Annotated in this window: 14 protein-coding genes; 4 read left to right on the top strand and 10 right to left on the bottom strand. The window is 39.0% G+C overall.

The window, feature by feature from the left end:
• Positions 1 to 54: 54 nt before the first annotated feature.
• Entirely contained in the window at positions 55 to 639 is a 585-nt protein-coding gene (locus VL047_RS05100; protein ID WP_325359019.1) for a super-infection exclusion protein B, read from the top strand.
• A gap of 119 nt (positions 640 to 758) precedes the next feature.
• Here the strand turns inward: VL047_RS05100 and VL047_RS05095 are convergent, their stop codons facing one another.
• The 4 genes from VL047_RS05095 to VL047_RS05080 form a co-directional block, all read right to left on the bottom strand.
• Positions 759 to 1964 (bottom strand): GIY-YIG nuclease family protein, encoded by a 1206-nt coding sequence (locus tag VL047_RS05095; RefSeq protein WP_325359018.1) that lies wholly within the window; start codon positions 1962 to 1964, stop codon positions 759 to 761.
• A complete protein-coding gene (locus VL047_RS05090) occupies positions 1957 to 3942 on the bottom strand; it encodes a DEAD/DEAH box helicase (protein WP_349255174.1) in 1986 nt (661 codons plus the stop codon). Before VL047_RS05090 ends, VL047_RS05095 begins: the two co-directional genes overlap by 8 nt.
• A 42-nt stretch (positions 3943 to 3984) precedes the next feature.
• A complete protein-coding gene (locus VL047_RS05085; protein WP_325359017.1) occupies positions 3985 to 5100 on the bottom strand; it encodes a Fic family protein in 1116 nt (371 codons plus the stop codon).
• A 238-nt stretch (positions 5101 to 5338) separates the two neighbouring features.
• Positions 5339 to 8041, bottom strand: coding sequence for a class I SAM-dependent DNA methyltransferase (locus VL047_RS05080; protein ID WP_325359016.1), 2703 nt, complete (start codon positions 8039 to 8041; stop codon positions 5339 to 5341).
• Between the two features lie 226 nt (positions 8042 to 8267).
• On the opposite strand from VL047_RS05080, the gene VL047_RS05075 reads away from it, so the two are divergent.
• From VL047_RS05075 to VL047_RS05065, 3 genes are all read left to right on the top strand, one after another.
• Positions 8268 to 8618 carry a DUF2513 domain-containing protein gene (locus tag VL047_RS05075; RefSeq protein WP_325359015.1) on the top strand — a complete coding sequence of 117 codons (351 nt, stop codon included), beginning with the start codon at positions 8268 to 8270 and terminating at the stop codon, positions 8616 to 8618.
• 113 nt (positions 8619 to 8731) lie between these two features.
• Positions 8732 to 9208, top strand: coding sequence for a hypothetical protein (locus tag VL047_RS05070; protein WP_325359014.1), 477 nt, complete (start codon positions 8732 to 8734; stop codon positions 9206 to 9208).
• A 148-nt stretch (positions 9209 to 9356) separates the two neighbouring features.
• Complete coding sequence (locus VL047_RS05065) at positions 9357 to 9752, top strand: hypothetical protein (protein ID WP_325359013.1); 396 nt, start codon at positions 9357 to 9359, stop codon at positions 9750 to 9752.
• A gap of 56 nt (positions 9753 to 9808) precedes the next feature.
• Here the strand turns inward: VL047_RS05065 and VL047_RS05060 are convergent, their stop codons facing one another.
• The 6 genes from VL047_RS05060 to VL047_RS05035 form a co-directional block, all read right to left on the bottom strand.
• Positions 9809 to 10432 (bottom strand): hypothetical protein, encoded by a 624-nt coding sequence (locus VL047_RS05060; RefSeq protein WP_325359012.1) that lies wholly within the window; start codon positions 10430 to 10432, stop codon positions 9809 to 9811.
• Entirely contained in the window at positions 10432 to 11388 is a 957-nt protein-coding gene (locus VL047_RS05055) for a relaxase/mobilization nuclease domain-containing protein (RefSeq protein WP_325359011.1), read from the bottom strand. The genes VL047_RS05060 and VL047_RS05055 overlap by 1 nt, the downstream gene beginning before the upstream one ends.
• Positions 11378 to 11815, bottom strand: coding sequence for a plasmid mobilization protein (locus VL047_RS05050; RefSeq protein WP_325359010.1), 438 nt, complete (start codon positions 11813 to 11815; stop codon positions 11378 to 11380). The genes VL047_RS05055 and VL047_RS05050 overlap by 11 nt, the downstream gene beginning before the upstream one ends.
• 34 nt (positions 11816 to 11849) lie before the next feature.
• Positions 11850 to 12812 carry a toprim domain-containing protein gene (locus VL047_RS05045; protein WP_325359009.1) on the bottom strand — a complete coding sequence of 321 codons (963 nt, stop codon included), beginning with the start codon at positions 12810 to 12812 and terminating at the stop codon, positions 11850 to 11852.
• A 66-nt stretch (positions 12813 to 12878) separates the two neighbouring features.
• Positions 12879 to 13925 (bottom strand): AAA family ATPase, encoded by a 1047-nt coding sequence (locus VL047_RS05040; protein ID WP_325359008.1) that lies wholly within the window; start codon positions 13923 to 13925, stop codon positions 12879 to 12881.
• Positions 13922 to 14233 (bottom strand): DUF3853 family protein, encoded by a 312-nt coding sequence (locus tag VL047_RS05035; RefSeq protein WP_325359007.1) that lies wholly within the window; start codon positions 14231 to 14233, stop codon positions 13922 to 13924. Before VL047_RS05035 ends, VL047_RS05040 begins: the two co-directional genes overlap by 4 nt.
• Between the last annotated feature and the right edge of the window lie 121 nt (positions 14234 to 14354).

Genomic DNA, 14354 nt, shown 5'->3' with positions numbered 1-14354 from the left:
TTTCCACCACTGTCGCCAGCCCCGAAACATTGTGTATAATTTAGAAACTGAAAATTGGAGAAATATTTAAAAGCCATATTTGATTTAACGAAAGTACCAACGAGGTTCTTTTTCCTATTGTCTGTAGTTTCAGGCTTTGTCCTTTTTGTTGACCAAGAATTTTTAAACAAAAAGTTATTCTTGGACAATGTAAAAGAGAAATATGGTTGGATTTTAGGAATTGTTTTTATCCTTACGACCGGACTCGTTTTAGTGAATTTTGTAATCTGGATTTTTAAGTCAATTCAAAGAAGAATATTGATTAAAAAATGGAAGAAAAAGTTTTCTGACAGAGTAAAAACACTCGACCGATTTGAAAAATCAATTTTACGTGAATTCATTTTAAACGGACAGAAATCTGTAGAAATGCCAATTGATAACCCTTCCGTTTCTGGACTTTTAGATAAAAATATCTTAGTAATGAACAGACCGTTCGGAAATAGTTCAATTATGAATGGAATGCGAACTTCTTTAAGTATAAACGAATCTGTTGAGGAAATACTTCAATGTAAAGATATTGACTTGAGTAATCCACCGACCGAAAAAGAAATTGAACTTGCAAAAACTAATCGTCCTGAATGGACAAAAAGATATTATTAAAAAAACTTTGCACAACATCGGCCATGAGCAACTGGGGTTTAGGTGCTAAACCGAAAAAGTTCGAGCGAGAAATCTCCAAATGTTCATAGTTTTTAATCTAAAAGTGTTCTTTCGTGCATTTATTTCAGTACTATCTTCTCCTCCCTATTATCGTATCTATAATTGAATATGGTATTGTTTAAAACCAGTTGAATGGCTTCGTCTATAACATGGATCGGGACACAAAACCACTCTCTTGGAACAAAACGATTACCACTCGGGTCGTAAATATCAAGATTTAGGCATACTGCACCGAAGAAACGATGCAAAAGGTTCTCTAAGGCTTGCACCTCAATCCCATAACAGTTATAACTAGCGACTACTTCTACGTCAGCAAACAGGTAAGTAGCTTCTTTAGCCGCATTTTTAATCCTATCCTTTACGGGTAGCTTGGAGAATCCTACTTTATATAAGTTTTTGACAGCGTTGATTTCAGGATTAGACGATTTTGATCGTAACACATATATCCAACCCGATTGCAAAGCTTCTTCACATGCTAGGTTGGCATTGTCCATCAATTGCTTTTCAATATCATTATCCGTATTGGTGATCATCTTACCATTCTTTTGAATGGCTTTTGCTAATGATCTAAATAGCATATTGCTAATCGTGCCATTTTCAAATACAGTCACGGTCCTGCCTTCTAACCGTATTCTGTCACCTGATTGGTTTTCCTTCAATACTTTTTCAGCATCGGAGACTTCCAGATAAGCAAGCAATCCGTCTACAAGGTAAAAATTCTCCTCCTTTAAGTTTCTTTCGGCATCAGAAAACGGAAGTAATCGTCGTTTTCCTTCTTTCAATTCCCGATGCACTTGTTTAAACATCATATCATATCGCTGAAACTCTTTTTCTGGTAAAGATTTGCGTTGCGCGATATACTCTGCCTCCGCTCTACTTCCACTTTTCGGTGTATGGACAAAGTCAAAGATTGAGCTATCTCCCTCCAAATCAAGTAAGCCTAGATCATCATTTTCCAATATATCATCGATCGATTCGACTTCAACAATTTCCTCTTCCCCCAATAAATTATAACGGTCAAACGGTTTTAACAAACTTCTTTTTGCTGGGTTCGACCGCCATTCTTTCAAACGGGCAAACAATGCATATTCTGACATCGATGTTCTAGCTGGCTCACGATTATTCTTTTCAAAAAAGATATTCAACTCTTCAAAAGAGTCAACTAAACGATCCTCATCTGTGCGTATATAGTTATGATGAGGTTCCTTCGCATTTAACAAACCGAAATCATCATCATTAAAAATATCATCTAATGTCTTAGCCATGCTGTGCCTTTTTCCGTTTAGCGTCCTGCAAAAATAATAAAGCCTGGGCTAATCGTTGCTCTTTGGGATCATAAGAATTGATGTCAGGGGCTTTTCCCGTATTCAACTTCCATCTTTTAATTGCATCCCAAGAAGCAACAGCTTCCTCCTCTGTCATTTCAATTCTGGTAATGTTAATGGCATCCTGAATGGATCTCAAAACAGATTTTGTTACATTCTTGGATAAAATTTCAAAAGCCTTTTGGAAGGGATTAATCGTATCAATCAAATCAATATGAATATCATCAATATTGACAAATGAGCCAGCCATACGGATAAACTTCTTTGAACCGTGGTCTTCTACCTCTCCGTTTTTAACAACAGAGCCGACCACAACGTATTGTCTTACAGCTTCGACATCTTCAGCACTCAGATCAGGATATACTTCACGAATGATCCTAGGAATGATGACGGTATTGATGACCTCCGGCTCTATGTTGCCAGGCATCGCCTTCAACATCGTGTCGTCTTGCAAAATCTTGGCCTTCAAATCATTTAGATCGCTTTCGATGATATCTTTGGCACGTTGTGAGGATGGTTTCTTAAAGCCTCGAATTTTAATAGTATTTTCATCATCATCCGGATCATCATCATCGTCCATCGGCTTGAACTTAAAATTCGGAGCCAACACCTGTTCCATCAGTAAGGAAGCAGTAATCGCCTTCAACATATTATTGACAGCCAATTTCACATCATCATCGACGGCGTCGGGCTGTGCAATTAGGTTGGTAAATTGGGCGTGTGATTTGTTGTTACTGTCGCGCGTGGCACGTCCAATAATTTGGATAATTTCGGTAAGCGACCCACGATAGCCTATCGTTAATGCATGTTGGCAATACGGCCAGTCGAAACCCTCCTTGGCCATTCCCAATGCAATAATCATATCAATATCCTCTGGAGAGCTGACACCACGAAGGTAAGCTACAATTTTATCACGTTCCTTCTGGTTATCATTGACCAAGTCAGCAATCTTCAATATCCGTCCCGACCGCTTGCTTTTTACGTACAAAACGCCTGTCTCTGTATCTTGATATTCTAGATCTCCGATACAATCGATAATGTGATCAACTTCTTGCTGTTTTTCCTTAGAGGACTCGGCAGAGTTGACACTTGGGATATGGATAATTGTTTTAAGATTTTCATCCAATATCTCTTCCAATGCAGAAGTTCCTTTCTCTGGATCGTATTTATAGTACCGCCCCCGATAGAAATGGTAACCTATCCCTAACGACTTGAGATAATCATAACCGTTTAGTTGATCATAGTAATTGTAGGTAACAGCGGTAAACTTTGCCTCGTCTTCTGGCAATAGTACAGGAACACTATCGCCCCTAAAATAAGAACCCGTCATCGCCACAATATGTGCGTTGGATTTAGACATAATATTACGCAAGACATTACCTAGAATATTCTCACCATCGGCAGAAACATGATGAAACTCATCGATCGCCAATAGACAATCGTTAAAATCCGTCTCTTTTAATCCCTCAAAAGCGAAGCGCAAAGTAGCATGTGTACAGATCAAAATGCGCTCATCAGACTCTAAAAATTCGCAAAAAGCTTTTACCTTACTTTTGTCACTACCAACCGTGCAGAGATTAAACCGTTGGTTAGGTTCCCAATTAGTATAAAATCCGTATTTAGTCAGTTCCGTTGGCGCAAATGAATTCCCTATTGAACGCTCCGGTACGGCGACGATCACTTTTTTTATTCCCTGATTCACTAGTTTATCCAAAGCTAAAAACATCAAAGCGCGAGATTTACCAGAAGCCGGTGGCGCTTTCAGCAAAATATATTGTGCAGATCGCACTTCATAAGCTTTCGATTGCATTTCACGCATACCAAAGTCATTGGTTGATTTGCTCTTGCCTGTTTGCGCATAAGTAACATTCACCAAGTTGATGGGTTTTACATAGTCTGTATGAGTATTTCTTTCCATTTTCGGGTTCATTATCTGATTGAAACAAAAACTATTATTGTATTAGACTCGTACCAATCGCATTAAAGGTTCAAATGAGTACATCGCAGCTCTTCGTCCAGCAGCTTCTTCTCTTAATACCAGATATCCGTTTTCGATTAATTTCCTAATAATAAGTACGGCGGTGGCATTCGGAATTTTGGTTGTATTAACAAACTTATTATTTCTAAATACCGGATATGTAAAGATGAAATCAAGAATTTCCATATTCCATTTTGATGAAAGCAAATCAGAGAATTCAATCTTTGTGTTTTCGTACAGATTTTTGATGTTTTCTGCTATTTCTAAGTTCCTTATGGCCTGACTTTCGACGGCATTTAGAAAAAACTTAATCCATTGGTTCCAGTCTTTAGTTCTGGAAACATCTCTCATCTGCTCGATATACTCATCTTTGTTTTCCTCGAAGTAACCACTGATATAAAAATGAGGTTGCGAAAGAAGTTTTTCCCGCCATAAATTAAGCGTAATAAGCATTCTGCCAATTCTTCCATTTCCATCTTTAAACGGGTGCAGCGCTTCGAACTCTAGGTGCATAATAGCCGTCTTTATCAATGGAGGTAATTCACTATCTTCCAAAAACCCAAAAAGTCGCTCCAAACCTTCCTCCAAATTTTCCGGTCTGATCGGAATAAATTGTATTTCTCTCCGCTGTTTGTCTGCTAAATAGTTTTGTTCCTTTTTGAAATCTCCTGGCGTTTTATTGGCCCCTCGACCAAGATAGAGCAGTTGCTGATGCATCTGTTTGATAAAACTTAAGGAAAGGTCATAACCATCTTCCAATGCGCTTTGTGCGTTTTTCAACGCCCTCTGATACAATATGGTTTCTATTACATCTGCCTTTGCGGTATGAACATCTTCGCCTTCATAATCCGCTTCATATTTAAGAATTTCATCCATCGTACTAATGGTGCCTTCAATTCTCGAAGATATAAGGGCTTCTTGATTCCTTAAGGGTGCTAATAAAATTTCAGTATTGTGCAGATTTTTAAGCATTTGGTCAAACCGAGCCAATGCATCGGTTGCTCTTACGAGTTCTTGTATAAAAGAAGGATAATGAATGCTTTCAGGTGGAAAGGACCCATAATGATAATCAACTGCTTTTTCTAGTTTATAATCCATAGCAATTTGCGTTGTTTACAAATATAAAGCAAAAATTGTTAACTACATTCTTTGGTTACATGAAAATGCGCTTTCTGATCATCAACAATGTTTGTTTACAATTCCTGAACCCTACGTTCGTTGTTTACAACAAACCAGTAAAAACTGTAAACAAGAATATTTGGTTACAAATTGTGTAAACAAAACTATTTGATTACATAAAAGCCCTATTTCTTGTAATAATACATAAAATGAAACGTCATTTCTTCTTTCTCGTTTTTTTCTGCTTTGCAAACAATGTATCTTGTTTGATCATTTCATCATACAGCTTAAACAAAAATTCAAGTCGTTCTTCATCCGAACGGAAAGGGGCTATTCGATAAATACGCTCAATAGCCAGATCTAGCGCGTGATGTGCTTGTTTCAATCCCGACGGCATTGTCTCCGGATTGTACATCCACGCCATGGTTTTCTCACTGTATTTCGCACGCTCATCTAGAATATCAAAGACGTATTGCGTGATCATTTCTTTTTGCTTCTCGTTGATCTTGGGAAACGGAAAGGTGTTGTAACACAACTTTGCTGAATAGCGATAGTCTGTTTTTAATTTTCCACCAACAGCATCTACCCAGATCATATGCATTTTGGAGTGTAAGACGCCGAAAAGCCAAGGTTGGGCATCGTAGATGGCCAAGGCAGAGTTTAAAATAATAGTATCTTTAGGTAAGAAACCTAGAGGAATGTATTCTCTCCTTTCTGAGGATGTTGAAGGTACAATTATTGCGCTGTCAACCGCCGTATTGCGATCTCTAAATTGATGAGCACGTAAGGACAATCTATTAGTTCCTTTATCTTTACTATTTACGCGGTGCTTCCTGCTTGCATCGATTTTGTTTTTTATCGCTTCGATTTGAAGAGCTTCATCCAACTCATTATCTTCAATCCATAGACAATACCGATTAATTCCATTGATAAACTCCCTCGAACCAACGAGCTTTCTAATATATTGAGAAGCCATTGGATGCTGAGCCAATAGCGTGTTCCTTTCCTGCTCATCTAATATAAGCCCTCCACCATCGTTTGGCATATTTCCAAAATTCATTCGGGGAAAGTTAGATATTGACTTCATTCTTTCAGCTACAACGGCATTGGGAGCATCCAAAAGATACGCATTAATATTTTTTGTATCTCGTTTCACATTATCGACAAACAAGAATTTGGAGCTATTATCTATATTTCGTAAACCTACAATGATTACAGTGACGCCAGCGTTTCCTTTTGCATTGTTCGTCCATTTAAAGGAATGGTGTGCAAAAAATATTTCGATTCTATTCCGTAATACTTTGTCCCAAAGAAGAGCTACTTGTTGCCCTTGCGTGATTGAATTAGTAGAAACAAATGCTAATTTCCCATTGATTGAATCAATATATTTTGACCCTTTATAAAACCAAATAGCTATATAATCTAAGTCACGATATTTGGCAAATGAAGCAAATACATAGTCCATATCTGATTTTTGATCAGCGTCCTGAACTCTCGCCCCCAAATAAGGCGGATTACCTATAATATAGATTTCATCATCAGCTTTCTTCGGGCATACATCTTCCCAACTAATTCGAGCAGCATTTCCTTGCACAATATTGCCAGCCTCTTTGAGAGGTAAATAAGGCTTAGACTTCCCGTATCCTATTAATTCAATTTCGAAAACCTGATTCATTTGATGCTCCGCTAACCATAGCGACAGAATAGCCATTTCATGTGCAAAATCCTTAATTTCAATCCCGTAAAACTGTTTAAGTGAGATCCCAGTAAAGTAATTTTTTTGCTGTCCGGTATTAATATCAATCAGCTGTTTGATAATCTCTATTTCCAGATTACGCAATTCTTTGTAGGTAATAATCAGGAAATTACCGCTACCACATGCAGGGTCAAAAAACTTGATCTTGGATATTCGTACAAGTAGCTTTTCCAATGCTCGGGCATTCGCTCTGTATTTTTCAAATTCGTCATACAACTCATCCAAGAACAGGGGTTTGATCAGTTTTAGGATATTTTGTACTGAGGTATAATGCATACCAAGATTGGTACGCTCCGATGGATCGGCTACTGCCTGTATCATCGATCCAAAAATATCTGGATTGATCTCTGACCAGTCCAGTTCTCCTGAATCCAGTAATATTTGGCGGGACTTTTTGGAGAAACTGGGACATTCAATTTCGTCGCGAAACAATCCACCATTTACATAAGGGAAGTTGCTGAGATAACTCGGAAATTCGCCTCTACCTTGTTCCCTATTCAGCTTTTTAAATAGTAACGATAAAAAGTCATGAACATCTGATCCATCCTTTTTGGTGTTGTTTGCTATAGCTTCTGTAAAAACACTCTTGATCGAAAAGATCCCGGTATCCTCCGCGAAATAACAAAACAGGAGCCTAGACAAGAATAAATTAAGTTGGTGGCTCCCTTGGGCTCCCCATTCAGGATTGTCGACTATCAGCAAGTCATAGAGTTCTCCAAGCTTATAGGCAGCATCTCGGTCTGCTTTATCATCCGAGCTGACCCGATAAATCTCTGAGCCTGACAAAGGGAGGAAAAAATCAACCTGTTCACTGAGCTCCTTGATCGAAAATTCCTTATTGGTTTTAAGCTTGGTATCTGTAGCGAAGACTTGCTTAAAATCTGTCAGAACGATAAAGCGTGGTTTTTGCTTGAGAATCCTTTCGTCTTTGCTCAGCTCATCAATACTTTGCATGAGTTCATCTGACGCTCCAACCTTAAAGAAAATCTTGCCCTTGTAAAACAGTTCACCTTCTACCTTTGAAAGGTTATAATCCCCCTTTCGCAGCCGCGCAATGGTCGTTTTAGCCAAACCGAAACAAGACAAAAAGTCGTATATGAAATTATTTTCATCTATATGCTGCGCAAGGTCATCTAGCTTCTCCTTAATTTCTGATTTCTTCATACTTGTTTATGCTCTGAAAGGTGGCTAAAGATACTAAAAACGGCACCTAATAAAATAGATAAAGTTGAAATGGTATTAATCTGAATGATAAAAACCAGAAGACCTTAAAACCATTGACAACCAACTCCTCTCAAAGAATCGTTGAAATGTTTATCTAAAGCTTTAAGCTCCTTTTTTATTTTAAATTAATTCGTCAATTTGGATCCGTAGTCATAACTTTAGTGCTATGAAAAGAGATTTTGATGTAATTAGAGAAGTTCTGCTGAAAATCGAAGCTTCAGACAGGAGGCGACCAATGTATAGAATGATTGAAATAGATGGGTATTCATCTGACGATGTAGATTACAATATAGATCTACTTATTAAGAACCAATTTATAGAGGCGACCCGTCGAGGGAAAGCATTGTATATGCTCAAAGATATCACATATAAAGGTCATGATCTACTTGATAATATCCGCGACAAAGGGTTTTTCGAAAAGGTTAAAAAATACACTTCAGAAAAAGGGATTCCATTGACTTTTGAGACATTAAAAGCTACCGTGCCTATAATTGCCAAAACTCTATTAGGGGGTTAGGTCTTATCATCTAAGGTACCAATAGAATAAACACTGAATCAGCACTCTCGCTGTAAACTAATCTAAAAAAGTCGTTGTAAATTCGGCGATGTCTTATATACTTATTAAACAAAATGAACGATATTGAAAATGCCGTACAATCGTACAGAGCAGAACAATCTAAATATACATATTACATCGTAGCATTATGCGTAACCGGAATCGGGTTTTCTGCATCTCAAACCATGGGTAGACAGCTGGAACTTAGCATGTGGCCGCTTGGGATTGCGATCTTATTTTTTGGATTAAGTATCTATTCTGGATTAAAATTTATCAGTTTTATTATTACTGGTATCGCTCTCGATATTGAAATTAAACAAATATCATCTGATCGAAGTGAGCAATTAAGAAAGGCTTTATCAGAATTGAATTTACCATATGGTGAGAGCGCAAAGCATCACGCAATTAGTGGTATTATGGAAGCAGTATCTGCAAAACAACGATCATCAAGTCGCTGGCTGTCATATCAAAATATAAGCTTCTATTTAGCTGTCTTTAGTTTTGTTGCATGGAGAATCTGGGAAATGTACTTGCTATCCTTACCGAATTAACCCAAGCTCTTTTTATCAGCATCCTCTCTAAAACAACACTTAAGAAGAAGCGTAAAATCTATGAAAGAAGGAATACGAGACGACAACAGACTAGACGATGATAAGCCTACTAGGAATTTATACATTTATATAAAAATATAAACGCTCAATGTGCCGAATATCCGATAAACTTATCTTATGTAGCTGCAATTCAGACCTAGATTTCCACGATAGCCACTGGATGCTTAACCGTTTCCGGAATGGTAAGGAGGAAATAATGATCGGGCAGTCCATGTTACCTTTTGATGTTGATCCTGAGATTGAAAACTACAATATCAACAAGTTAACGGCTATGATCAATGCGGGGAACTGCTTCGACTTTGAAACTGAATTTCAGAAAAAGGATCAACTCGTTTTATCCTTTAACAGGGAGAGAAAATACCAAGGAGAGAAAATCTATGTATTCGAGTATAACGATCATCAATGGAAGTCGATAGAGTCTGAACCGTCGATGCTGAATTGGTATCATGACACTATCCGTAAAGGGTTTATTTTAAAAGTATAGTGATAAAGCTGTGTTTTGGTAAACAGGGAGCTTTTCACTATACTTAGTGGCACTGGTTACAAGTCTATTTCCTCTGCCAATTCCCTTGCCTCTTCGGGTTTTACCTGAAGGAGACTATCGACGGTCGAATAAAGACCCGGTTCGTCGATTTTCATCAATTTCAATCTCACCTGATCGTCCTTCATCTCATTGATCCGGTATTCGTTCGATAATCCCCAGCTAAAACTTGAGATAAAGCCCAGGATCAGTACCATCCATGTGGCAATTAACCCCATTGATTTTGGGGTCAGGTGATGGTGGTGTTTGACCTGATATTTAGATGGTAGCTCGTTTATTTTTTTATCAAGCTGTTGGAACGCTTCGGAAAAGTATCCTGCAGCCTGCTCCATGTATCTTTTCACCTTGACCACACTTTCATCTACATGGTTCCTCGCATTAAAATGGGCGTCATTGACCTCTACGATATTGATGAGTTCATTCCGGTTCTTCTCAAGCTGCAAGAGGATCTTTTCGGTATGCTCATGCTCATCATCTAGTTTTTGCTGATGTTCCACTAATTTGTCCACAATTCGCTTATGTTCGACAGCTAGTTTTTTAATGGTGATGGTCAATGACTCTTCGATCACTTCCACACGTTGATTTAGATTTTCGATCTGGTTTTCTGTTTGATTGTTCATCATTATCTTTTTAGTTTTTTGCGTTTCCGCTTCCGTTTTTTAAATTCATCATCTACGTCTTGTTGGATACCCGAAGGCGCGTCCATCAAAATTTCCAATAACCCTGTGCCAACAGTAACAGCTCTCTGTATGTGTTTCTCGTTTTTCACTTCCTGAATCGGTTGCTCATGGTTCAGGGATCGTTTTTCAGTAGCAGCACCTTTTGCAAATGGATCGGTGTTTTGTAGCTGTTGGCTGTTCGCAGTTAGTAGCTGATCAAGCTTGCTGTAAGAAAACGACCGATCAACATAACTGCCTTTTAATTGGATACCGTTCTTTGAAAAACAAACCCCTTGGATGGCATCTGAGCCACGACGGGTTTTGAACTGGATCCCAATACCCCGGTACTGCAATTGGGTTTTAAGATCATTCCAATTGTTCGCGGTTTTGAGTGCCGATTTTACGGCATCATAGATCTCGTACTTAACTTTGTCCGTGCCTTTTAACCGACCGCGATTGACCCCTCTTTTTTCATCGGCTGGTTGGAATCCCCATTCTTTGGTAATCGCCTGGGTAGCCTCCATATTTCGCTTTCTAACAAAACTGTTCGTGATCGTTCGTCCCCCATTACCTACTCTGTTAAACACAACATGAGCGTGGGGATGTGCACGGTCGGTATGCTGGACGATCAGGATCTGGGTATCCTTGATGTTCATTCGATCAAGATACGCACGTGTAGCTTTTAGGATGACCTCTTCCGTCAGGTTTTTGCTATCCTGTTCACTCCATGAGAGGATATAATGACCAACTGCCTTTGTGAGGTTTGGGTTCATTTTCCTTTGCGCATTGAAATCCATCGTGATGGTTTTGGAGTCATCGGTACGGATCCCCTCAGCATACAGGATCTTGGCTTTTTCCCGATCCAGAAGATAGGCGACGCAGCCACCAAAGGACTTTCCTTCTATAACTTTACCGATCATCGCTCAGAAGTTTTAAATAGTTGCTGATCTCGTCGATAACCTTCTGGCACTTTTCCTTAAAAGAATCCATTCCAGCCTGATGGGATAGGGCGGTTAATTGATTCAGGTTATTCGATACCCCTGCCAGAACATGGAGCACCTTCCGATCTTCTGTGCTAAAGCGCGGTTTGACCCGGGTCTTAATGGAACTCTCGCGAATCCATTCCGAGGGTTTCATCCCTGCATTTTTGGCATTGTCCAGTACGATTCTGTACTGCTTTTCGTTGTACCGGACACTTTTCAGATGGAGCTTTTTATCAGTAATACGGGGTCTTCCTTTTTTTATATTTTGTTGAATATTGTATTTCATTTTATTGGCTTTTTTTAATTTAGAAATGCGACTATCAGGAGCTTTCTTTCGGTCATGTATTTGGAATAGAGAACCCAAAAGTTCTTTATTCGTAATACATTACCACATCTTGCTACCTACTTAACCTCTGACCTAGCTGATCGGTCGTCAAGACAGGATCCAGGGGAACAGAGATTCCTGTGGACAGATAAATCAAGTAGTCATTTACGTCCTTGATATTGGGATTAATCATTTTGAAATCGCTGGTTCCATTGATCAATTCCCCCTGGTCGAGCACTTGCTGGAGTTGAAGAAAACACAAGCGTCCGGTCGGATCAGCGTCTAAAAAAGATGTAATCTTTTTATACCGCTCAAGGAACGGAAACGATCTCGTTAAGTTCGCGGTCGTGTTAAGTACACAGTAATCTACTTTCTGAAAAGGCATACCCGCTTGTTTCCGTATGGTGAGCCAAGACAAAAGATCCATAAATCCTTCAAATAAAAAAGCTTCTTTTTGATCATGGCTTACCGTGGTAATATCTTTGATCAGCAATGATCGTTTATCATATGGATTGCGGAGCTCATAACCATTGCTGTCGTTCGCGAAACAAATGGCGTAATAGCTCTTTCCGTTGGACGCTGTATACCGGATCTCTTGACAATGTTCATTGGCAATCGTCAGGTCAATTTTTCTTTTCATTAGATACTCGAAGAGGCTTCCGCTCCTTAATTGACCGACATGCTGGATGAAGTAAGATGTTTCCTTTTTTATCTCTCGAGCTGTCGTATTGCCCAAAGTGGATCGCTGTTGAAAAGAGAAATTATTTTTTCTTTCATCAGCCCATTTTAAAATTTGGAAAATATCATTGGTACCCAGCAATTTAGATAGAAAATCGATATTATTGCCACCGAAGCCTTCGGAGTGAGAATACCACACATTTCGTCTTAGATCGATCTTTGTTGAGGCGGTATTTTCAAGACCTCCATTGAAAGGGTTTTTCAGCCATGCTTCCCTGTGGTTTACTTTCGAAACTGGGAGATCCAGATAATGAACAATCGATATCAAGGGTATGCTTTTTAATTCTGTACAAGTCATAATAATAATCTTTAGAAGTTTAGTTTAGTTTATATATATAAGGGGTAAACTAAACTAAACTTGATCTTAGTAGTAAAAATCAGGGTTAAACGAATAGGAGCCTTCCTCCTTGAGGATCATTCGCTTGTTCTCCAAAAAGGTCTTGAGCTGCTTTGCTTTATTAGTTCCGAAGTTGTGCCCTTTCGAAGTGTAAGCCTCTTTTAACCTGAGAACGAACTCTTCGTACCCACAGGTAATCGCCCCATTGGCAAAAAGTATTTCTAACGCCTCTCGATGATTTCCCTCGGACAGTTCGTGATAATCAAACCCTTTTCTGGTCTGGACACTTTTTATCTCGAAATTCTCCTCGAGTTTTGGAAGCCCTTCATCGATGTAGAAGGCGAAAGGTTCGAATTCAATATCCCGAATGAACTTGGCCGATACAATGCTGTAATTCGCATCTAGATCGTTCTTGGAGATTTGAAGTATCGACTCTGCCTTGTTGTTGAGTTCCGTTCCTAAATGCCCCCTTGTATTGTCATCGCCCTTGTTCAAATGGAGTACGGTATGAATATGTACATTGAGTTCCTGCGACCACTTCATCAGTTTGTTGGTGATCTCGGTTGCCTCGGTTGCGTTATTGATATCGTAAACCAGATCGCGTATACCATCGATGATAACCAGACCGACCTGATGTCCGTACTTGAACAATGCATATTCGATCAGCTCGATACGGACTTTCGTTGGATACTCCCTTAAGGCAATGAAATGAAGATGAGGATGGACATCCGACTGAGGGTAATCAACTAAATGATAGATTCTTGAAAGTAACCTATGGCAGTGGAATTTGCTTTGCTCTGTATCGCAATAGAGTACCATCGGTCGATTGGCAGGCATATCAACCTTGTATTGTAGGACTTGTTTACCACTAAGAGCTGCCGAAACCAAAGAAATTACATTAAAGGTCTTCCTGCTTTTTGCTTTTCCGGTGGATGCGCTGAAGTTGCCCAATGTCCCGATGACAGAATCGGAATTACTAATCTTGATCATGATAGGGGGTTCTAAAAATTCATCTGTGATTTTGACTGTCGATTTACCGAGAGCTTCAATCACCTCCTGGTTAAACGGAATCATACGAACCTCCTTCTCTTTTGGCTAGCATATTCCTTAAACAATTTCAAGGCAAGCCGAGTGTCGATAATAATTGTCCGTTTGTCTTGTTGAATTGCACCGGCAATTACGCCACTGTTCTTAATCTTCTGTGCTTTTGATTTACTACAATTAAACAATTGCATAATACCGGGAATTCCATATACAAATTCCGGCAGTGTGCTTGCAGCTTCTTCTTTTGGTATTTCTGAGATTGCCTCTCTTTGAATAGCTAACAATTCCTCTCCAGTCATCATAGCGACTGGCTTTGATAATAACTCATGAATGTCCATGTTCTTACTAATTGAAATTAAACCATGGCCGTGCGCATCGGCTGTTGTTGTTCTCGAACAGGACTAAGGTAGGAGGATAATACCGTGGTTAATATGTGGTGAAATCAAGTATATTCAATTT

The organism is Albibacterium sp. (assembly GCF_035514885.1).
Classification (GTDB): Bacteria; Bacteroidota; Bacteroidia; order Sphingobacteriales; family Sphingobacteriaceae; genus Albibacterium.
The sequence above is the reverse complement of the archived record's forward strand: the minus strand, read 5'-3'. Positions and strand labels throughout refer to the sequence as shown.